The organism is Bradyrhizobium sp. CCGB01 (genome assembly GCF_024199795.1).
Lineage (GTDB): Bacteria > Pseudomonadota > Alphaproteobacteria > Rhizobiales > Xanthobacteraceae > Bradyrhizobium.
Genome location: NZ_JANADK010000001.1, coordinates 8394340 through 8414505 on the forward strand (window position 1 = coordinate 8394340; position 20166 = coordinate 8414505).

At 65.7% G+C, this 20166-nt stretch carries 18 protein-coding genes; 15 read left to right on the plus strand and 3 right to left on the minus strand.

Annotated features, from left to right (window positions below; genetic code table 11):
- Positions 1-69 precede the first annotated feature (69 nt).
- The 3 genes from NLM25_RS39525 (at position 70) to NLM25_RS39535 (ending at position 4132) form a co-directional block, all read left to right on the plus strand.
- Entirely contained in the window at positions 70-1632 is a 1563-nt protein-coding gene (locus NLM25_RS39525) for a winged helix-turn-helix domain-containing protein (RefSeq protein WP_254140487.1), read from the plus strand.
- A 145-nt stretch (positions 1633-1777) separates the two neighbouring features.
- A complete protein-coding gene (locus NLM25_RS39530) occupies positions 1778-3262 on the plus strand; it encodes an EAL domain-containing protein (RefSeq protein WP_254140488.1) in 1485 nt (494 codons plus the stop codon).
- 15 nt (positions 3263-3277) lie between these two features.
- On the plus strand, positions 3278-4132 hold the full coding sequence (locus NLM25_RS39535; RefSeq protein ID WP_254140489.1) for a TIGR01459 family HAD-type hydrolase: 855 nt from the start codon (positions 3278-3280) through the stop codon (positions 4130-4132).
- A 217-nt stretch (positions 4133-4349) separates the two neighbouring features.
- Here NLM25_RS39535 and NLM25_RS39540 read toward each other — a convergent pair whose 3' ends face one another.
- Positions 4350-4745 carry a response regulator gene (locus tag NLM25_RS39540; protein WP_007596883.1) on the minus strand — a complete coding sequence of 132 codons (396 nt, stop codon included), beginning with the start codon at positions 4743-4745 and terminating at the stop codon, positions 4350-4352.
- A 231-nt stretch (positions 4746-4976) separates the two neighbouring features.
- Between NLM25_RS39540 and NLM25_RS39545 the strand changes: the two genes are divergently transcribed.
- The 7 genes from NLM25_RS39545 (at position 4977) to arfB (ending at position 13974) form a co-directional block, all read left to right on the plus strand.
- On the plus strand, positions 4977-5948 hold the full coding sequence (locus NLM25_RS39545) for a bifunctional riboflavin kinase/FAD synthetase (RefSeq protein WP_254140490.1): 972 nt from the start codon (positions 4977-4979) through the stop codon (positions 5946-5948).
- 204 nt (positions 5949-6152) lie between these two features.
- Entirely contained in the window at positions 6153-9152 is a 3000-nt protein-coding gene (ileS, locus tag NLM25_RS39550) for an isoleucine--tRNA ligase (protein WP_254140491.1), read from the plus strand.
- A 10-nt stretch (positions 9153-9162) separates the two neighbouring features.
- Entirely contained in the window at positions 9163-9657 is a 495-nt protein-coding gene (gene lspA, locus NLM25_RS39555; protein WP_254140492.1) for a signal peptidase II, read from the plus strand.
- Positions 9658-9753: 96 nt separating this feature from the next.
- Positions 9754-10476, plus strand: coding sequence for a hypothetical protein (locus NLM25_RS39560; RefSeq protein ID WP_254140493.1), 723 nt, complete (start codon positions 9754-9756; stop codon positions 10474-10476).
- 204 nt (positions 10477-10680) lie between these two features.
- Positions 10681-12078 (plus strand): M16 family metallopeptidase, encoded by a 1398-nt coding sequence (locus tag NLM25_RS39565; protein ID WP_375167867.1) that lies wholly within the window; start codon positions 10681-10683, stop codon positions 12076-12078.
- Complete coding sequence (locus tag NLM25_RS39570; protein WP_254123303.1) at positions 12075-13442, plus strand: pitrilysin family protein; 1368 nt, start codon at positions 12075-12077, stop codon at positions 13440-13442. The genes NLM25_RS39565 and NLM25_RS39570 overlap by 4 nt, the downstream gene beginning before the upstream one ends.
- A gap of 115 nt (positions 13443-13557) precedes the next feature.
- The gene (gene arfB / locus NLM25_RS39575) at positions 13558-13974 is read left to right on the plus strand and encodes an alternative ribosome rescue aminoacyl-tRNA hydrolase ArfB (RefSeq protein ID WP_254123304.1); all 417 of its coding nucleotides are present in this window, start codon (positions 13558-13560) and stop codon (positions 13972-13974) included.
- A 54-nt stretch (positions 13975-14028) separates the two neighbouring features.
- Here arfB and NLM25_RS39580 read toward each other — a convergent pair whose 3' ends face one another.
- Positions 14029-14442, minus strand: a complete 414-nt coding sequence (locus NLM25_RS39580; RefSeq protein ID WP_254140495.1) for a hypothetical protein — start codon at positions 14440-14442, stop codon at positions 14029-14031.
- Positions 14443-14642: 200 nt separating this feature from the next.
- Here NLM25_RS39580 and NLM25_RS39585 point away from each other — a divergent pair, with 200 nt between their 5' ends.
- The 4 genes from NLM25_RS39585 to NLM25_RS39600 are packed head-to-tail and all read left to right on the plus strand — an operon-like array spanning position 14643 to position 17618.
- A complete protein-coding gene (locus NLM25_RS39585) occupies positions 14643-15029 on the plus strand; it encodes a cytochrome c family protein (protein ID WP_254123306.1) in 387 nt (128 codons plus the stop codon).
- Positions 15030-15425 carry a VOC family protein gene (locus NLM25_RS39590; protein ID WP_254140496.1) on the plus strand — a complete coding sequence of 132 codons (396 nt, stop codon included), beginning with the start codon at positions 15030-15032 and terminating at the stop codon, positions 15423-15425.
- Between the two features lie 46 nt (positions 15426-15471).
- A complete protein-coding gene (locus tag NLM25_RS39595) occupies positions 15472-16020 on the plus strand; it encodes a gluconate 2-dehydrogenase subunit 3 family protein (RefSeq protein WP_254123308.1) in 549 nt (182 codons plus the stop codon).
- Positions 16021-16049: 29 nt separating this feature from the next.
- Positions 16050-17618, plus strand: coding sequence for a GMC family oxidoreductase (locus tag NLM25_RS39600; RefSeq protein WP_254140497.1), 1569 nt, complete (start codon positions 16050-16052; stop codon positions 17616-17618).
- A gap of 127 nt (positions 17619-17745) precedes the next feature.
- On the opposite strand, the gene NLM25_RS39605 is transcribed toward NLM25_RS39600, so the two are convergent.
- A complete protein-coding gene (locus NLM25_RS39605) occupies positions 17746-18063 on the minus strand; it encodes a ribbon-helix-helix domain-containing protein (RefSeq protein WP_254123310.1) in 318 nt (105 codons plus the stop codon).
- A gap of 231 nt (positions 18064-18294) precedes the next feature.
- Between NLM25_RS39605 and mutL the strand changes: the two genes are divergently transcribed.
- On the plus strand, positions 18295-20106 hold the full coding sequence (mutL, locus tag NLM25_RS39610; protein WP_254140498.1) for a DNA mismatch repair endonuclease MutL: 1812 nt from the start codon (positions 18295-18297) through the stop codon (positions 20104-20106).
- Positions 20107-20166 lie beyond the last annotated feature (60 nt).

Sequence of the window (20166 nt, forward strand, 5' to 3'; positions counted from 1 at the left end):
CTGGCCTTGAGAGCGACGTTATTTTACGCTGAGAGCACCTTGATTTCCGAACGGTAACCGAGGGGCGGCGTGGCGTTTCAGTTCGAGGATTTCGTGCTTGACCCCGAGCGCCGCGAATTGCGGCGGGCGGAGACGCTCATCGCGCTCGAGCCCCAGGTGTTCGATCTCCTGATCTACCTCATCCGCAACCGCGAGCGCGTGGTGACGCGGGACAATCTGCTCGATGCGATCTGGAACGGCCGCGTCGTCTCGGAATCGACGCTGACCAGCCGGATCAACGCCGCGCGGCGCGCGGTTGGCGACAATGGCGAGGAGCAGCGGCTGATCCGCACCATCGCGCGCAAGGGCGTGCGGTTCGTCGGCGAGACGACCGAATTCTCCGAGGCGGCAACGCCGGCTGCGGCGATCCGGCGCGCCGCCCCGGCACCGGCAGGCTTGCCGCTGCCCGACCGTCCCGCGATCGCGGTCCTGCCCTTCACCAATATGAGCGGCGAGGCCGAGCAGGACTATTTTTCCGACGGCATCAGCGAGGACATCATCACCGCGCTGTCGAAGCTGCGCTGGTTCTTCGTCATCGCGCGCAACTCCTCCTTCATCTACAAGGGCCGCACGGTTCACCTGCGGCAGATCGCCGAGGAGCTCGGCGTGCGCTATGTCGTCGAGGGCAGCGTCCGCAAGGACGGTGGCCGCGTCCGCATCACCGCGCAGCTCAACGACGTCGCCACCGGCAGCCATCTGTGGGCCGAACGCTACGACCGCGAGCTCGCCGACGTCTTCGCCGTGCAGGACGGGATCACGGAAGCGATCGTCGCCGCGATCGAGCCGCAGCTCTACGCCGCCGAAAGCTTTCGCGCCCAGCAGAAGCCGCCGGACAGCATGGACGCCTGGGATCTGCTGATGCGTGCGCTGTCGCATTACTGGCGTGTGACGCGGCAGGATCATGTCGTGGCGCAGGCCCTGCTCGAGAAGGCCATCGCGCTCGACCCGAACTATGGCAAGGCACTCGGCCTGCTCGGCACCAGCTACATGTTCACGGCGCATATGGGCTGGATGGAGATGGCCACCGCCATCTCGGCCGCCGAGCGCGCGGCGCGGGCCGCGATCCGCGCCGACGACGAGGATGCCTGGGCGCATAATGCGCTCGGCCATGTCGACCTGTTCGCGCGGCGGTTCGACGACTCGCTCGCCGAATTCGAGACCGCGCTCCGGCTCAATCCGAATTTTGCGCTGGCACAGGGCTATTATGGCCTGGCGCTGAGCTATTGCGGCCGCTGGCGGGACGCCGACGAGGCCGCGCGCCGGGCAATCCGCCTCAGCCCGCGCGACCCCTATGCGCCGGTCTATTTCGGCATCGCCGCCTTCGCCCGCTTCCTGGGCAGCGACTACGAGGAAGCCATCCGGCTCGCACAGGAGGCGCTGCGCCAGCGCAGCGACTTCGTCGGCGGACATCGGGTGCTGACCGCAGCCGCCGCGATGGCCGGGCAAACCGAGATCGCCCGCGCGGCCCTGAAGGAGCTCCATCGCGCGCAGCCGAACGTGTCGCTGGCCTGGATCGCCGAGGTCATGCCGATCAAGCTCGACGCCGACCGCGAGCACTACCTCGAAGGCTTTCGCCGCGCCGGCCTGACCTGAGCCGCACGGAGGCCGCTATCCCCTCGAATCAACAATGGTGTTAAGCTCGTTTTGCTTTGGGGGAGCATGAGGCGTGACGGGTTCGCACACTGACCCGTGTTTTCCCGGGGTGAGGCAGTCAGCTCTTTGAGGCGTAACGCGCGGCATGATTCGCATTTCGACGATCTTCATCGCCATCTGCATGGTTCTGGTCGCGGCCTCGCTCGGGCTTGTGCTCTACTCGGTCGCCGGCATCAGCGGAACCGAATCCGCCATCGTGGCGCTGACCGCGCTGACCTTCCTGATCCTCTACAACGCGGTGTCGATGCGGCTGCGCGACCGCAGCGACGTCGGCGGCCAGATCGCCGACCTCTCGCGCGGCACCGCCGACCTCGCCCGCCAGGTCGCCGAGTTCGGCCGCCGGTTGGCTGCGATCGAGGGGCGCATCGCCTCGTCGAATTCGACCAACTCCGACCGCATCCAGTCCGTGGTCGGCGAGATCAACGAGCTCGGCGGGCTGGTCAGGCAGCTGGCCAGCACCGTCTCGACCCATGAAGACCTCCTGGCTGGGGCTTCGCCGACACCCTCCCCCGCTCCGGTCGCCGCGCCCGAACCGATGGCACCGCTCGACCTGATGGCGACGGTCGAGGAGCGGCCGGTTGCGCCGCCGCTCCCCGCAGCGCCCCCGGCCCCCGCAGCGCAGCCGCGGCCCGCACCGGCGCTCCAGACCACGGCCGCCAATGGCCGCAACCAGACCCAGTTGCTGGCAACGCTGCGCAACGCCATCGACGAGAACCGCATCGACATCTTCCTCCAGCCGATGGTGACGCTGCCGCAGCGCAAGGTGCGGTTCTACGAGGCGGTGACGCGCCTGCGCGACGAGCGCGACCAGCTGATCGCCGCCGAGGAGTTCATCAGCATCGCCGAAGCCTCGGGTCTGATCGGACGCATCGACAACATGGTGATGCTGCGCTGCGTGCAGGTGCTGCGCCGCCTGATGGTGCGCAACAAGGATGTCGGCGTGTTCTGCAACGTCGCGGCCTCCACGCTCGGCAATTCCACGAGCTTCGCGCAGTGCCTCGACTTCCTCGAAGCCAACCGGGCGCTGGCGCCATCGCTGGTGCTGGAGTTCAAGCAGTCGACCTTCCGCAATCTCGGCCCGGCCGAGACCGAGAATCTCGCCGCGCTGGCCCAACGCGGTTTCCGCTTCTCGATCGACCATGTCACGGACCTCAGGATCGAGCCGCGCGAGCTCGCCGATCGCGGCGTGCGCTTCATCAAGGTGCCGGCCTCGCTGCTGCTCGACCCCCGGCAGGCCTCGACCTCGGACATCCACCCCTCCGACCTCTCCGACCTGCTCGGCCGCTTCGGCATCGACCTGATCGCCGAGCGGATCGAGGGCGAGCGCGCGGTGGTCGACCTGCTCGACTACGACGTACGGTTCGGCCAGGGGTTCCTGTTCGCGCCGCCCCGGCCATTGCGGCCGGATGGAGCATCTGCTACCGGCGGGGCCTCGCCGAACCAGGCGCAGGATATTCAGGGATCCAATGGCTCCGCTTCCCCCAGCCAAGGTACGACATCTGGCGCGCCGTCTTCAGCGCCTCCGCCCCAGCGCACCACCGGCAACGCGGCGCTCGCGCGCCGCATCTGATCGGCCGCACGCATCATGACAACACTGCATTTCGCCGAAAGCCTGCGCGAACTCGTGGGCGGCGTCGACGTCGTGCTCAGCGACATCTGGGGCGTGGTTCACAATGGCCTGGAATCCTTCCCCGAGGCCTGCGAGGCGCTGCACACCTATCGCAGCCGTGGCGGTACGGTGATCCTGATCACCAATGCGCCGCGCCCGGCGGACTCCGTGCAGCGGCAGTTGCGCAAGCTCGGTGTGGCCGACGAAACTTATGACGCGATCGTCTCGTCGGGCGATTTGACGCGGCTCTATGTCGCCGAGCATCCCGGAAGCAAGATGTTCTGGCTCGGCCCCGAGCGCGACAACTCGATCTATCGCGGCCTCGATGCGACGACCGCGCCGCTGGAAGAGGCCGACTACATTGTCTGCACCGGCCTCTATGACGACGAGACCGAGACGGCGGAAGACTATCGCGGCATGATGCTGAAGGCGCGCGAGCGCAAGCTGACGCTGGTCTGCGCCAACCCTGACATCGTGGTGGAGCGCGGCGACCGGCTGATCTATTGCGCCGGCGCGATCGCGGAACTCTATCGCGAACTCGGCGGCGAGGTGATCTTCTACGGCAAGCCGCATCGCCCGATCTACGAGCGCGCGATGGCGCTCGCCGGCGAGCGTCAAGGCCATCAGATCGACCGCAGGAAGGTGCTGGCGATCGGCGATTCCGTCCGCACCGACCTCACCGGCGCGCGCGAATTCGGCATCGACTGCCTGTTCGTCACCCGCGGCATCCATGCCGAGGAGTTCGAGGGGCTCGACCAGCTCGACCCCAATTCCGTGATGGAATTGTTCGGTCACCCGCCGAAGGCGCTGATGCGCGAATTGAAGTGGTGATGGCGCGGCTCGCGCAGGTGCTGCGGGCTTAGACCAATTGCTGAGACCCAACAGCCGTCATGGCCGGGCTTTAGCCGTCCGAAGGACAGTGTCGCTCCCGCTCGCCCATGAGCTAGCCGCCCGCGAGTTCCTTCGCAGATCCACAAACGCGGATGCCCGGGACAAGCCCGGGCATGACGTTCCCAATGGAAGATTGTTGATCCGGCGAAGAGCGCGCTTACGCGCTCGCCATGTCCGGGAAGACCGCTTCGATCTTGGTCTTCAGCGTCGCCGCGTTGAACGGCTTGACGATGTAGTTGTTCACGCCGGCCTTCTTGGCCGCGATCACGTTCTCGGTCTTCGATTCCGCGGTGATCATGATGAAGGGCGTGGTGGCGAGGTTCGGATCCGCGCGCACTTCGCGCAGCAGGTCGTAACCCGTCATCGGCTCCATGTTCCAATCGGAAATCACCAGCCCGTACTTCTTGCCACGCATCTTGTTCAGCGCCGCCGAACCGTCGCTTGCATCATCGATATTCTCGAAGCCAAGCTGCTTCAGGAGATTCCTGATGATACGGATCATGGTGCTGTAGTCATCAACCACCAGAACCGACATCGACAAATCAACCGCCATCTCGACTCCCCCAACGCAAACCCAGGAAATATTACGATCGGACCAGCCGGACCTCAGCCCCGCTGTTCCACATTTCAAGGACTAGCACCAAGGCGTTAAACAGCGCGTTAACTGGGCGCGCCTCCGAAGGACTGAAATCATGTTCAATGCGGCCGCCCCCCTGCCGCTTGACTTCATCCGGCCGGTCAAGCCACGGTCCGGACCGGTCCTGCCGCTTCGAGAATTCCCCTGATGGTCCCGCATTTTACCGTTATCCGCGACTCCACGCCGGATTCCGCGATTTTGAGGGGCGCCGTGGTCGCCATGGGCAATTTCGACGGCGTTCACCTCGGCCATCGCGCGGTGATCGCAGCGGCCCTGGAAATGGGCCGGACGCATGGCCGCCCTGCGCTGGCATTGACCTTCGAGCCGCATCCGCGCCGGTTTTTCAGCCCGAACACCCCGCAATTCCGCCTGACGGACGAGCGGGCCAAGCTGCGGCTTTTGGCCGGCACCGGGCTGGCCGGCGCCGTGGTCATGACCTTCGACAAGGCCAGGGCCGGAACCAGCGCGCAAGATTTCATTCACCATGACCTGATCGGGCGCCTCGGCGTCAGCGGAATTGCGGTCGGCTACGACTTTCATTTCGGCAAGGGCCGCGTCGGCTCGCCGAGCCTCCTGACGCATGAGGCGCCCCGGCTCGGCATCGAGGTCGACGTGCAGCCGCATGTCGACATCGACGAGCGGCCGGTCTCCTCCAGCGCCATCCGGATCGCGCTCGCGGAGGGGCAGCTCGACGAAGCCACCACCATGCTGGGCGCGCCGTGGTTCGTCACCGGCGAGGTGATTCACGGCGAGAAGCGTGGCCGCGACCTCGGCTATCCCACCGCCAACATCCGCCTCGATGGCAATTGCGGCCTCAAGCACGGCATCTACGCCGTGCGGGTCGGCCGTGGCACCGAGCGGCTGGACGGGGTGGCAAGCTTTGGCCGCCGCCCGACTTTCGACAACGGCGCCCCGCTGCTGGAAATCTTCCTGTTCGACTTCAAAGGCGACCTCTACGGGCAGGCGCTCGACTGCGCCTTCATCGGTTTCATCCGCGAGGAGCTGAAATTCGACAGCCTGGATGCCCTGATCCGCCAGATGGACGACGATTCCGCCCGCGCCCGCGCCATGCTGGCCGCCGCCCCGGACGCTTTTCCGCGGCTTGGCGTGATCGATTAAGGCCCAAATCCGGCCCGCCGAACCTTTTGCGCTTCCCTTGGCCCCCTGCTATGGAGTGCCCATGTTTGCGCGGCGCATCATAGGGATTAGCGGCCCGGCTTCCGCCTGAGCCTAAAGGCTCGGCGCAAGACCGGGATTTTGTCGTTTCACCCCGCGATTCCGCATCGCCATCCGTTCCCGCGCCCTTCCGAGCCAGTCAGCCCCATGTCCGAAAAGCCGCAAAAGTCCGACGCCAAAGACTATTCCAAGACCCTTTATTTGCCGCAGACCGAATTCCCGATGCGCGCCGGCCTGCCGCAGCGCGAGCCGGAACTGCTGAAATACTGGAACGACATCGGCCTCTACGACAAGCTGCGCCAGGAGGCCGAGGGCCGCGCCAAATTCGTGCTGCATGACGGCCCGCCCTACGCCAACGGCAACATCCATATCGGGCACGCGCTGAACAAGATCCTCAAGGATGTCGTGACCAAGAGCCAGCAGATGCTCGGCTTCGACTCCAACTACGTGCCCGGCTGGGACTGCCACGGCCTGCCGATCGAATGGAAGATCGAGGAGGAGAACTACCGCAAGAAGGGCAAGCAGAAGCCCGATTTCCGCGACTCCGCCGCGATGGTGGCGTTCCGTAAAGAGTGCCGCGCCTATGCGAGCCACTGGATCGACGTGCAGCGCGAGGAATTCAAGCGGCTCGGTATCATCGGCGATTGGGACCATCCCTATCAGACGATGACCTACCCCGCCGAAGCGCAGATCGCGCGCGAGCTGATGAAGTTCGCGGCCAACGGCACGCTGTATCGCGGCTCCAAGCCGGTGATGTGGAGCGTGGTCGAGAAGACCGCGCTGGCGGAAGCCGAGGTCGAGTACGAGGACTACACCTCCGACATGGTGTGGGTGAAATTCCCGGTCACCTCGCCGGCTCATGGCGCGCTCGCCTTCGCAAGCGTCGTGATCTGGACCACCACGCCCTGGACGCTGCCCGGCAACCGCGCCATCTCGTTCTCGCCGAAGATCGCCTACGGCCTCTACAAGGTGACGGACGCGCCCAGCGACAATTGGGCCAAGACCGGCGACCTCCTGATCCTGGCCGATGCGGTGGCCGCAGAGGTGTTCAAGCAGGCGCGCGTCACGTCCTATGAGAAAGTGCGCGACATTCCCGGCGACACGCTGGATGCCGTCGAATGCGCCCATCCCTTGCGCGGCCTCGATGGCGGTTACGAGTTCATCGTGCCGCTGCTCGCCGGCGACCATGTCACCGACGACACCGGCACCGGCTTCGTGCACACCGCCCCCGGCCATGGCCGCGAGGACTTCGATGTCTGGATGGTGAATGCGCGCGAGCTTGACGCGCGCGGCATCCCGACCGCGATCCCCTATACCGTCGACGAGAACGGCGCCTACACCGCACAGGCGCCCGGCTTCACCGGCAAGCGCGTGCTCAACGACAAGGGCGAAAAGGGCGATGCCAACGAGGCCGTGATCAAGGCGCTGATCGAGGGCGGCAAGCTGCTCGCGCGCGGCCGTCTCAAGCACCAATATCCGCATTCGTGGCGCTCGAAGAAGCCGGTGATCTTCCGCAACACGCCGCAATGGTTCATCGCGATGGACAAGGACATCAGCGAGGATGGCCATGCGAAGAAGGGCGACACGCTGCGCGCCCGCGCGCTGCATGCGATCTCGGTCACGCAATGGGTGCCGCCGTCGGGCGAGAACCGCATCAACGGGATGATCGCCAACCGCCCGGACTGGGTGATCTCGCGCCAGCGCGCCTGGGGCGTGCCGATCGCCGTGTTCGTGCGCGAGAAGAGCGACGGCTCGGCCGAGATCCTGCAGGACGAGATCGTCAACCAGCGCATCAGCGAAGCCTTCATGGAAGAAGGCGCCGACGCCTGGTACATGGACGGCGCCCGCGAGCGCTTCCTCGGCTCTCGCGCGAGTGAAGACTGGAAGAAGGTCGACGACATCTGCGACGTCTGGTTCGACTCCGGCTCCACGCACGCCTTCGTGCTCGAGGACCGGCAGAACTTCCCGCAGCTCGGCAACATCGTCCGCAAGATCGACGGCGGCAACGACACCGTGATGTATCTCGAAGGCAGCGACCAGCATCGCGGCTGGTTCCATTCCTCGCTGCTGGAAAGCGCGGGCACGCGGGGCCGCGCGCCCTACGATATCGTGCTGACCCACGGCTTCACGCTCGACGAGAACGGCCGCAAGATGTCGAAGTCGCTCGGCAACACCGTCGAGCCGCAGAAGGTGATCAAGGATTCGGGCGCGGACATCCTGCGCTTGTGGGTCTGCGCCACCGACTATGCCGACGACCAGCGCATCGGCCCGGAGATCCTGAAGAACACCATCGAGACCTATCGCAAGCTGCGCAACTCGATCCGCTGGATGCTTGGCACGCTGCATCACTTCAAGCCGAGCGAGAAGGTTGCGTACGCCGAGATGCCCGAGCTCGAGCGGCTGATGCTGCACGAACTGGCCGGCCATGCCGAAACCGTTCGCAAGGCCTATGCCGCCTTCGACTACAAGACCGTCGTCGCAAGCCTCTCGGCCTTCATGAACTCCGAGCTGTCGGCGTTCTACTTCGATATCCGCAAGGACACGCTGTATTGCGACCCGCCGTCCTCGCCGGCGCGCAAGGCCGCGCTCACCACGATCGACCTGTTGTGCGATGCCCTCCTGAAATGGCTGGCGCCGATCCTGAGCTTCACGACCGAGGAAGCCTGGCGGATGTTCCGGCCGAAGGCGCAGCCGTCCGTCCATTTGACCCTGTTTCCCGAAGGCATCGAGCAGCTCCGCGACGACAAGCTCGCCGCGAAGTGGGAGACGATCCGCAACGTCCGCCGCGTCGTCACCGGTGCGCTCGAGCTCGAACGCGCTGCCAAGAACATCGGCTCGTCGCTGGAGGCCTCGCCGGTGATCTACGTGGCCGATCGGGATATGCTGATGACCCTGTTCGACACCGATCTCGCCGAGGTCTGCATCACCTCGAACTACGAGGTGCGTGAGGGCGAGGCGCCGGCCAATGCGTTCCGTCTCGATGCCGTGCCCGGCGTCGCAGTCGTCGTCGAGAAGGCGGTCGGCACCAAATGCGCCCGCTCCTGGAAGATCTCGCCCATGGTGGGCGAAGACCCTGAATACCCCGACGTCACCCCGCGCGACGCCAAGGCGCTGCGCGAATGGAAGGCGTTGGGCGTGAGCGTCTGATCGGACGGCCATGACCCCGCTTCGCGCCGGCATCCTCGCGGCCGTGGTCACGGTGGTGGCCGACCAGGCCTCAAAGCTCTGGCTGCTGAACGTGTTCGACCTCGCCCGCCGCGGCGTGGTGAAGGTGATGCCGTTCTTCGACCTGGTGCTGGCCTGGAATATCGGCATCAGCTTCGGCTGGCTCCAGAACGACAGCCAGGCGGCACAGATCGCGCTGATGGCGGTCAAGGCCGTCGCCGTGGTCGCGCTGGCGATCTGGATGGCGCGCTCGCACACCTGGCTTGCGACCGTCGCGCTGGGCCTGATCATCGGCGGCGCGATCGGCAACGGCATCGACCGCTTCGCCTACGGCGCGGTGGTCGATTTCGCCCTGTTCCATATCGAGATCGGCGGAAATACCTATAATTGGTACGTGTTTAACCTCGCGGACGTGGCGATCGTTGCTGGGGTGGCGGCGCTATTGTATGATTCCTTCCTGGGGGTACCCGCCGCAAAAGCGCCCTGATCCCGGCCGATACGGACCGGCAGGTGGAACCCTGCTTTTGCGAGGGTTTGGCCGCGCGCAAGCGGCAGTCTGCCACAATATGGAACAGGTACAGCGATGCGCAGCTCGAAGACCAGCGGTTCGATGGTTCGAGACCCCAAATCGGGGGTCTGGCGGGCGTTGAAATTATCCGCTGTCGCGCTCGGCGTCGGCCTCATCATGTCGGCAGGCGCGGCCCGCGCCGGTGACGACGATGAAGATGACGGGATGACCTTCGAAGAGAAGATCATCGACAATCTGATGTCCGGCATCGGCGCCAAAAGCATGGAAAAGCCCGGCATCGAATACCGCGAGCGCTCGCCGCTGGTGGTGCCGCCCAAGCTCGACCTGCCGCCTCCCGCGACCCAGGCCAAGGCCGCGCCGAACTGGCCCAAGGACCCCGAGGAGAAGCGCCGCAAGGAAGCCATCGCCGCGCGCAAGAAGGCCACCAAGGCGACGGAGAACTGGCAGGCCGCCCAACCGCTGACGCCCGCCGAGATGAAGGCCGGCCAGGTCGCCGCACCCGAGCGCACCAGCAATGATCCGATTCAGCCGGGCACCAACGCCAACCCGTCGCTCAGCCCCGCCCAGCTCGGTTTCTCCGGCGGCCTGTGGAACATGATGAAGGGCGGCAATAGCTCCGAAGAGAAGCAATTCACCACCGAGCCGCCGCGCTCGTCGCTGGTCGAGCCGCCGCCGGGCTACCAGACGCCGTCCCCGAACTACGCCTATGGCGCCGGGCCGGACAAGTCGCGCCGGACCTATTTCGACATCATGTCGGGCAAGGACAAGGAACAATAGCGTTCCTGTCCCACCGCGACATCCTGACAGGCGCGCACCTGGCGCCGGCGGTTTATGCACGCCGGACACGACCTGCAAATTGCTTATCAGTAACTTGCCTTCGAGCTGAGTTCTCTGCTTCGTGAGGCGAAGCCTCAGCCGCACGGTGTAGCATGCCGTGCCTCCGAGCCGGACATCCGGACCTCGGCCTTTTTCATAAGGATTATGATGTCCTCCTACCGATCGGCCGCCTGCCTCCTTGCCGCGCTGCTTTCGACGAGTGTCCTCTCAGCCGGCGCCGCCCTCGCCCAGACGTCGGTGACATCGGCTCCGCCCGCCAGCTTCACGCTCGCCAACGGCATGCAGGTCGTGGTGATCCCGGACCACCGCACGCCCGTGGTCACGGAGATGATCTGGTACAAGGTCGGCTCGGCCGACGAGACGCCGGGCAAGTCCGGGCTCGCGCACTTCCTCGAGCACCTGATGTTCAAGGGCACTTCGAAGCATCCCGTCGGCGAATTCTCCCAGACCGTGCTCCGCGTCGGCGGCAACGAGAATGCCTCGACCTCGGTCGACTACACCAACTACTACCAGCGCGTGCCGAAAGAGCAGCTGCCGACCATGATGGAATTCGAGGCCGATCGCATGACCGGCCTGATCCTCAAGGACGAGAACGTGCTGCCCGAGCGCGACGTCGTGCTCGAGGAGTACAACATGCGCGTCGCCAACAATCCGGACGCGCGGCTCAACGAGCAGATCATGGCCGCGCTCTATCTCAATCATCCCTACGGCCGGCCGGTGATCGGCTGGCACCAGGAGATCGAGAAGCTCGATCGCGAGGATGCGCTCGCCTTCTACCGCCGCTTCTACGCGCCGAACAACGCGATCCTGGTGATCGCCGGCGACGTCGAAGCCGCCGACATCCGCCCGCTGGTCGAGCGCAATTTCGGCTCCATTCCGGCCCAGCCCGCGATCCCGGCGCGCCGCGTCCGCCCGCAGGAGCCGGAGCCGGCGGCACCGCGCACCGTCACGCTGGCCGATCCGCGCGTCGAGCAACCGAGCCTGCGCCGCTACTACCTCGTGCCCTCGGCGACGACCGCCGCGGCCGGTGAAAGCGCGGCCCTCGACGTGCTGGCGCAGCTGATGGGCAGCGGCAGCAATTCCTATCTCTACCGCGCGCTCGTGGTCGACAAGCCGCTCGCGGTCTCCGCCAGCGCCAGTTATTCGAGCATCTCGCTCGATCCGACCCAGTTCGCGATCTCGGCCGCGCCGAAGCCGGGCGTCAGCTTTGCCGATGTCGAGCAAGTGGTCGACGGCGTGATCGCCGACATCGCCCAGAACCCGATCCGCGCCGAGGACCTCGAGCGGGTCAAGACCCAGCTCATTGCCGAGGCGATCTACGCCCAGGACAACCAGGCAGTGCTGGCGCGCTGGTATGGCGGCGCGCTGACCACGGGCCTGTCGATCGAGGACATCCGAAGCTGGCCCGACCGCATCCGCGCGGTGACCGCCGAGCAGGTTCGCACGGCTGCGCAGAAATGGCTCGAGAAGAAGCGCTCGGTGACGGGCTATCTGATCAAGGACACCACCAGCACCGCCAAGCGCGAGGAGAAGCGTTCGTGACCTATCCTTTCCTTCGACGCGTTGCATTCTCCCTTGTCACCGGCGCGGCACTCGCGCTGGCGACGAGCTCGCCGTCGCAAGCCGCGGCAAAGATCCAGCACCTGACCTCGCCGGGCGGCATCGAAGCCTGGTTCGTACAGGACGCGACCGTGCCGCTGATCGCCATGGAGTATTCCTTTGCCGGCGGCGCGGCGCAGGATCCCAAGGACAAGGCCGGCGTCGCCAATCTGGTCGGCGATCTCCTCGACGAAGGCTCCGGCGATCTCGACTCCAAGACCTTCCATGAGCGGCTCGACCGCCGTGCCATCGAGCTCTCCTTCAGCGCCACGCGCGATACGTTCCGCGGCAGCCTGCGGATGCTGCGCGACAACAAGGACGAAGCCTTCGACCTGCTCAGGAGCGCGTTGACCTCGCCGCATTTCGACACCGCCGACGTCGAACGCATCCGCTCGCAGGTCATCTCGGGCCTGCGCCGCGAGACCACCAACCCGACCTCGCTGGCGAGCCGCAAATTCCTGGAGGTCGCCTTCGGCGATCATCCCTATGGCCGGCAGACCAACGGCAACCTCGACAGCGTGCCGACCATCACGGTCGCCGACATGAAGGACTATGTCGGCCGCGTGCTCGCAAAGGACGGGCTGAAGATCGCGGTCGTCGGCGACGTCGATCCGGCGACCCTCGGCAAGCTGCTCGATCACACGTTTGGCGCCCTGCCCGCCAAGGCCAAGCTCACGCCGGTCGCCGACGTCGAGGCTGCAAAGCCACCGCAGCGCGCCTTCGTGCAGCTCGACGTGCCGCAGACCGTGATCACCTTCGGCGGGCCCGGCGTGAAGCGCAGCGATCCGAACTTCATGGCGGCCTATGTCGTCAACCACATCCTGGGCGGCGGCGGACTGTCCTCGCGGCTCTATCGCGAGGTCCGCGAGAAGCGCGGGCTGGCTTATTCCGTGTTCGAATCGCTGCTCTGGATGGAGCATTCGGCGGTCTTCATCGGCAACACCGGCACCCGCGCCGACCGCGCCGGCGACACCATCGACGCCATCGACAAGGAAGTGCGCCGCATCGCCGAGGAGGGCCCGACGCAAAAGGAGCTCGACGAGGCCAAGTCCTACCTCAAGGGCTCGCAGATGCTGGCGCTGGATACGTCCTCCAAGCTCGCGCAGGCGCTGCTGCAATATCAGCAGGACAAGCTCCCGATCGACTATATCGAGAAGCGCAACGCCATCGTCGATGCGGTCACCCTGGACGACGCCAAGGCAGCCGCCAAGCGCCTCTGGGGCCAGGGGCTTCTGACCGTCGTCGTCGGCCGCGCGCCGCAGGCGGCCGCGCAGCCCGCAGCAGCACCGGCGACGAAGTCGAACTGACGTCCCCGACGTTTTCCGAAATGGCCGGGCTCGTCCCGGCCATTTGCGTTTCCACGATGCACCATTGCCGAACGTGGACGTCCGCGATATGTCCGGACATCACGAATGGTGCCCCATGCTGCGGATATCCCGCGATCTCGTCATCGACGAGGACGATATCGAGATCGGCTTCGTCCGCGCCTCCGGCCCGGGCGGGCAGAACGTCAACAAGGTCGCGACCTCGGCCCAGCTGCGCTTCGACACGCGCAAACTGACCTTGCCGGAGGATGCGGCGATCCGGCTCGCCCGCATTGCCGGTCAGCGCATGACCAAGGACGGCGTCATCGTGATCCACGCCCAGCGCTTCCGCACCCAGGAGCGTAACCGGCAGGACGCCATCGACCGGCTCGTCGATATCCTGACCGAGGCGATGATACGGCCGACACCGCGCCGGGCGACGCGGCCGACCTTTGCCTCCAAGCAGCGCCGGCTCGACGGCAAGAAGCGCCGCAGCGACGTCAAGTCGAAGCGCGGCGGCCGCTTCGACGACTAGCGCAAAAAACTCCGGCCGCAGAGCGACCGGAGTTCTGTGGTTTCCCCGACAGGGCTAGTAACGCTTACCCGGGGCGGCACCGCCCGTGGTGGAATCGTCGGCGGCCCCCTTATGCGCAGCGCTGCCGGTGGTGCCGACCGTGCCTCTGGTGCCTTTGGTCGATTTCATGCCCGTCTTCTCGCCGGCTGCGCCCGGCGGAGCAGTCATCTCCTCATCGCCGCTGCCCATCGTGCCGCCTTGCATGGGTTTGCTCTGCACGGTGCCGCCTGTCTTGGCGGGTGGTGCACCTTGCGCGAGAACGGGCGTCGCAACCAGAGCCGACAGCGCGCATGCGATCATCGAGGTCTTCACCAACTTCATCCATTTCTCCTGGATTTTTTCGCGATGAACGGCTCGGCCGTTTCCTGCGCCGCTTGCCTGCACCGGGCCATTGCATCGCGTAAAGAAATCAAGCGGCGCAGTCGTCATGCAATCCGCATCGTGTGGTGATCGTTTAGGGATTTGACGGCGGTTTCGCGGAATTGTGCTCCGCATATAAGGCAGCGCGGAACACCGCACGCCACAGCCATCCCGCTCGCAGCGAAACAGCCCGCTACTACCACCGCATCTTTGGCGGCGCCTAGAGTTTGCGCAGGCCGAGGTTGATGTGGATGGGCGAGCTGTAGGCGATGCGCGCGATCGTGCTGGGATTGTGCACCGCGATGGTGCTGGTGGTGCGGGTTGCCGATGCGCAAATGCCGTTACCGGCCGCAAAGCCGCCGGATGGCGCGACACTCTTCAAGCAGCAATGCGCGGTGTGCCACACGACAAATTCGTCGGAGCCGATGCGGCAGGGTCCGCCGCTGGTCAGGATCGTTGGCCGCCCGGCCGGCAAGATCGAAGGCTTTAAATACTCGGAGGCGCTGGCGAAAGCGGACTTTGCCTGGGACGAGACGAAGCTCGACGCCTGGCTGACCAATCCGCCGGCCGTCGTTCCAGGCGTGACCATGGTCTACCGGCAGGCGAAGCCGGAGACGCGCGCCGCCATCATCGCCTACCTGAAGGAGCTGAACTGAATGGCCAAGCCAGTCCATTCCATGATCCGCGTGCTCGACGAGGCCCGCTCGCTCGACTTCTACAGGCGCGCCTTCGGCCTGGAGGTCGCCGACCATCTGAAATTCGCGGACTTTGCGCTGATTTATCTGCGTCACCCCTCCTCACCTTTCGAGGTGGAGCTGACGGTGAATTTCGATCGGAAGGAGCCGTATCAGCTCGGCGATGGCTACGGACATATCGCCGTGGTCGTCGAGGATCTCGATGCCGAACATTCCCGCTTCGAGCGCGAGAAGCTCGCACCGGGACCGCTGCGCGACTTCAAGCACGACGGCAAGACGCTGGCGCGCTTCTTCTTCGTCAGCGATCCCGATGGCTACAAGATCGAGGTGATCCAGCGCGGCGGACGTTTCGGCTGATCAAATCACAAAAATCAGAATCACGAACATCGAAGGAGGACATGCCATGAGAGAAGTCGATCGTCGAAGCAAGCACAGCCGCCGCGTCTTTCTCAAGGGCGCGGCAACGGCCGTACCGGTCGTGGCTGTCGCGACCAGCGTCGCCGTGAGCATCGAAGATGCCTGGGCCGATGATGCCAGTTCGCTGACGCCCGCGACGATGAAGACGCTGCTGAAGGTCGCGCGCGACATCTATCCGCACGACTTCCTAGGCGACAGTTACTACATCATCGCGATCAAGCCGTGGGACGGCAAGGCGGCGAAGGATCCCGCGGTCAAGTCGCTGATCAGCGACGGCATCACGCGGCTCGATCAGAACGCGCGCGATCGCCACAAGGTGGCTTACGCAGAAGTGCCCTGGGAAGCCGACCGCGTGGTGCTGCTGAAGGAGATCGAGGGAAGCGACTTCTTCCAGAAGGTGCGCGGCGACCTCATCGTGTCGCTCTACAACCAGAAAGAGGTCTGGCCGCGGTTCGGCTACGAGGGCTCTTCCGCCGAGCACGGCGGCTACATCAACCGCGGCTTCGCCGACATCGACTGGCTGCCGAAGGCTTAAGGCTCACCCAACGGTTCAGGAGAACGCACATGGCAAAATTCGATCTGAACGACTCCAGCGTTGCGGTGATCGTCGGCTCCGGTGCCGGCGGCGGCACGCTGGGCAACGAACTCGCGCAGAAGGGCGTCAAGGTGGTCATCCTCGAAGCAGGTCCGCGCATCGAGAACCAGGACTTCGTCAACGACGAGTGGGAGAGTTTTTCCCAGCTCGCCTGGACAGATGCCCGCACCACGTCGGGGTCATGGCGCGTCGCCAAGGATTTTTCGGGCCTTCCCGCCTGGATCGTCAAGGCGGTCGGCGGCTCGACGACGCATTGGGCCGGCGCGTCGCTGCGCTTCGACGAGCACGAGTTCAAGGTGAAGAGCACCTACGGCAACATTCCCGGCGCGAACCTCCTGGACTGGCCGGTGACGCTTGCCGAGATGGAGCCGTGGTACGCCAAGGCCGAGAACAAGATGGGCGTGACCCGCACCAACGGCATTCCCGGACTTCCCGGCAACAACAACTTCAAGGTGCTCGAGGCCGGTGCGAAGAAGCTCGGCTACAAGACCGTGCACACCGGCAACATGGCGATCAACAGCCAGCCGCGCGACGGGCGCGGCGCCTGCCAGCAGATCGGCTTCTGCTTCCAGGGCTGCAAATCCGGTGCGAAATGGTCGACGCTCTACACCGAGATCCCCAAGGGCGAGGCGACCGGCAATCTGGAGGTCCGCCCCGGCAGCATGGTGGTCAAGATCGAGCATGATGCCGGCGGCAAGGTGACCGGCGTCGTCTACGCCGACGGGACCGGCGCGATGCAGCGCCAGAAGGCACGCATCGTCGCGGTCGCCGGCAACTCGATCGAAAGCCCGCGGCTACTCCTGAACAGCGCTTCGAGCATGTTCCCTGATGGCCTCGCCAACTCGAGCGGTCAGGTCGGCCGCAACTACATGCGGCACATGACCGGCAGCGTCTATGCCGTGTTCGAGAAGTCCGTGCACATGTATCGCGGCACCACGATGGCCGGCATCATCCGTGACGAATCCGTCAACAACCCGAAGCGCGGCTTCGTCGGCGGCTACGAGATGGAGACGCTGTCGATCGGGCTGCCCTTCATGGCGGCGTTCCTCAATCCCGGCGCCTGGGGCCGTCCGTTCACCGCGGCGCTCGACGGCTATCCACGAATGGCCGGCATGTGGCTGGTCGGCGAGGACATGCCGCAGGAGACCAACCGCATCACGCTCGACCCCAGCGTGAAGGACAAGCACGGTCAGGCGGTCGCGAGCGTCCATTTCGACGATCACCCGAACGACGTCGCGATGCGCGCGCACGCCTACAAGCAGGGGGCGGCGGTCTACGACGCCGTCGGCGCCACCGTGACCTATCCGACGCCGCCTTATCCGAGCACGCATAATCTCGGCACCAACCGGATGAGCGAGAAGCCGCGCGACGGCGTGGTCAACAAGTTCGGCCAGAGCCACGACGTCAAGAACCTGTTCGTCTCCGATGGCAGCCAGTTCACCAGCGGGGCGGCCTGCAACCCGACGCTGACCATCGTCGCCCTCGCGATCCGGCAGGCGGATTACATCGCCGGCGCGATGCAGAAGAAGGAGATTTGAGGTAATTGAGGCGGTCTCGTAGCCCGGATGGAGCGAAGCGTAATCCGGGAATCTATCAGCCGGCACTAAGGCCCCGGATTGCGCTGCGCTCCATCCGGGCTACACGCCTGCGGCTACGCCGTCGCTTCTATTCGGCGGCGTCGAGAAGCGGCGCAACCGTGGCCTTGAACTCCGGCACCGTCACCATGCTCTTGGAGCGATAGATCAGGCAGGAGCAGCGCAGCAGCGAGGCGAAATTATTGACCTCACCATGATGGTCGAGCACCTCGTTGTAGAGCGTCGTCAGGAACTTGCCGACGCTCATGTTCTCCTTGGCCGCGATCTCCTCCAGCGTATCCCAGAACGCCATCTCCAGCCGGATCGAGGTGCAGTGCCCGCCGATCCGCAAAGAGCGGGTCTGGGATTCGTAGTCGCGTTGGGGCTGGTGCGCGAAGAGATGGCACATGGCGTCCTCCCGTCCTGTTGCCATTTTTTCACGATGCTACACCGCTGCTTGGGCCCCCACAATCAGGACGATCGCTCCATCCCGGCTGCGCGAATTTTCTCGAACGTCCAATGTCTTCAATGTGATAGGCATCCCTCTTCCCCAGGGCGCCACACAGCTGTTGCCCAACACATGCTTTTGACGCAACACGGCCTAGAATAGCGCCGTCAGCGAATCCAAATCGAAAGCTCCATGCCCGTCCGCCAATTGCCAGAGCAGGTCGTCAACCGCATCGCCGCCGGCGAGGTGGTCGAGCGTCCGGCGAGCGTGGTCAAGGAACTCGTCGAGAACGCCATCGATGCCAGGGCGAGCCGGATCGACGTCTTCACCGATGGCGGCGGACGGCGGCGGATCGGCATCACCGACGACGGCGGCGGCATGACCGCGAAGGATCTCGCACTCGCGGTCGAGCGCCATGCGACGTCAAAACTCGACGACGAGGATTTGCTCCAGATCCGCACCCTCGGGTTCCGCGGCGAGGCGCTACCCTCGATCGGCTCGGTGGCGCGTCTCTCCATCACCACGCGGCACGCGAGCGAGCCGCATGCCTGGGCGCTGTCGGTCGAGGGCGGCGCGAAGTCCGAAATCATGCCGGCCGCGCTGGCGCATGGCACGCGCGTCGAGGTCAACGATCTCTTCTATGCAACGCCCGCGCGGCTGAAATTCCTGAAGACCGACCGCACCGAGGCGGAGGCGATCCGGGAGGTGGTCAGGCGCCTCGCCATGGCGCGACCCGATATCGCCTTCACGCTGGCGGGCGAGGAGCGCGCGCCGGTGACCTGGGCCGCGGCGCTGCCCGGCGCGGCAGGCCGCCTGACGCGGCTCGGCGATATCCTGGGCGCGGAGTTCCGCAGCCATGCCATCGAGGTCCACGCCGAGCGCGAGGGCGTGGTCGTCGCCGGCTATGCGGCCGCACCCGCACTGACCAAGGCCAACGCGCTCGGGCAATATCTCTTCGTCAACGGCCGCCCGGTGCGCGACAAGCTGATCCTCGGCGCGGTGCGCGGGGCCTATGCCGACTATCTGCCGCGAGACCGTCATCCGGTGCTGGCGCTGTTCGTCACGCTCGATCCGCGCGAGGTCGACGCCAACGTGCATCCGGCCAAGACCGAGGTGCGCTTCCGCAACGCCGGCCTCGTACGCGCGCTGATCGTGCACGGACTGAAGGAAGGGCTCGCGCGCGAGGGCCGGCGCACGGCGGCCAACAGCGGCGAGAGCGCGTTGTCCTCATTCCGACCCGCGTTCACGCCGCGCCCGGCAGGCTGGGACTGGCGGGCCTCGCCATCCGCCCCGGTCGCGCCGATGCCGTCCTTCGACGGCGCAGCTGCGCCCGCCTTCGCCGAGCGCGCACAGGCCGCATTCGATGTCGGTGCGCCCAGTGCCGACGTGCGGATCGAGGCGCAGCCGGTCGGCGATCTCGTCGACCGCCCGCTCGGTGCGGCGCGCACGCAGATCCATGAGACCTACATCGTCTCGCAGACCCGCGACGGCCTGATCATCGTCGACCAGCATGCCGCGCACGAGCGCATCGTCTATGAACGGCTGAAGGCGTCGCTCGCCGCCAACGGCGTGCAGCGGCAGATCCTCCTGATTCCCGAGATCGTCGAGATGGACGAGGCGACGGTGGAGCGCCTGCTCGAGCGCAGCGAGGAGCTCGCGTCGTTCGGCCTTGCGATCGAATCCTTCGGACCCGGCGCGGTCGCGGTGCGCGAGACGCCGTCGCTGCTCGGCAAGACCAATGCGGGCGGCCTGTTGCGCGATCTCTCCGAGCACATGGCCGAGTGGGACGAGGCGCTGCCGCTGGAGCGCCGCCTGATGCACGTCGCCGCGACCATGGCCTGCCACGGCTCGGTGCGCGCCGGCCGCCGGCTGCGGCCGGAAGAGATGAACGCCCTGCTCCGCGAGATGGAGGAGACGCCGAACTCCGGCCAGTGCAATCACGGCCGGCCGACCTATGTCGAGCTGAAGCTAAGCGATGTAGAGAAGCTGTTCGGGCGAAGGTGATCTTCGTAGGGCGGGTTAGCGAAGCGTAACCCGCCGCTTTTGCGCCCGCGGGGACATGGC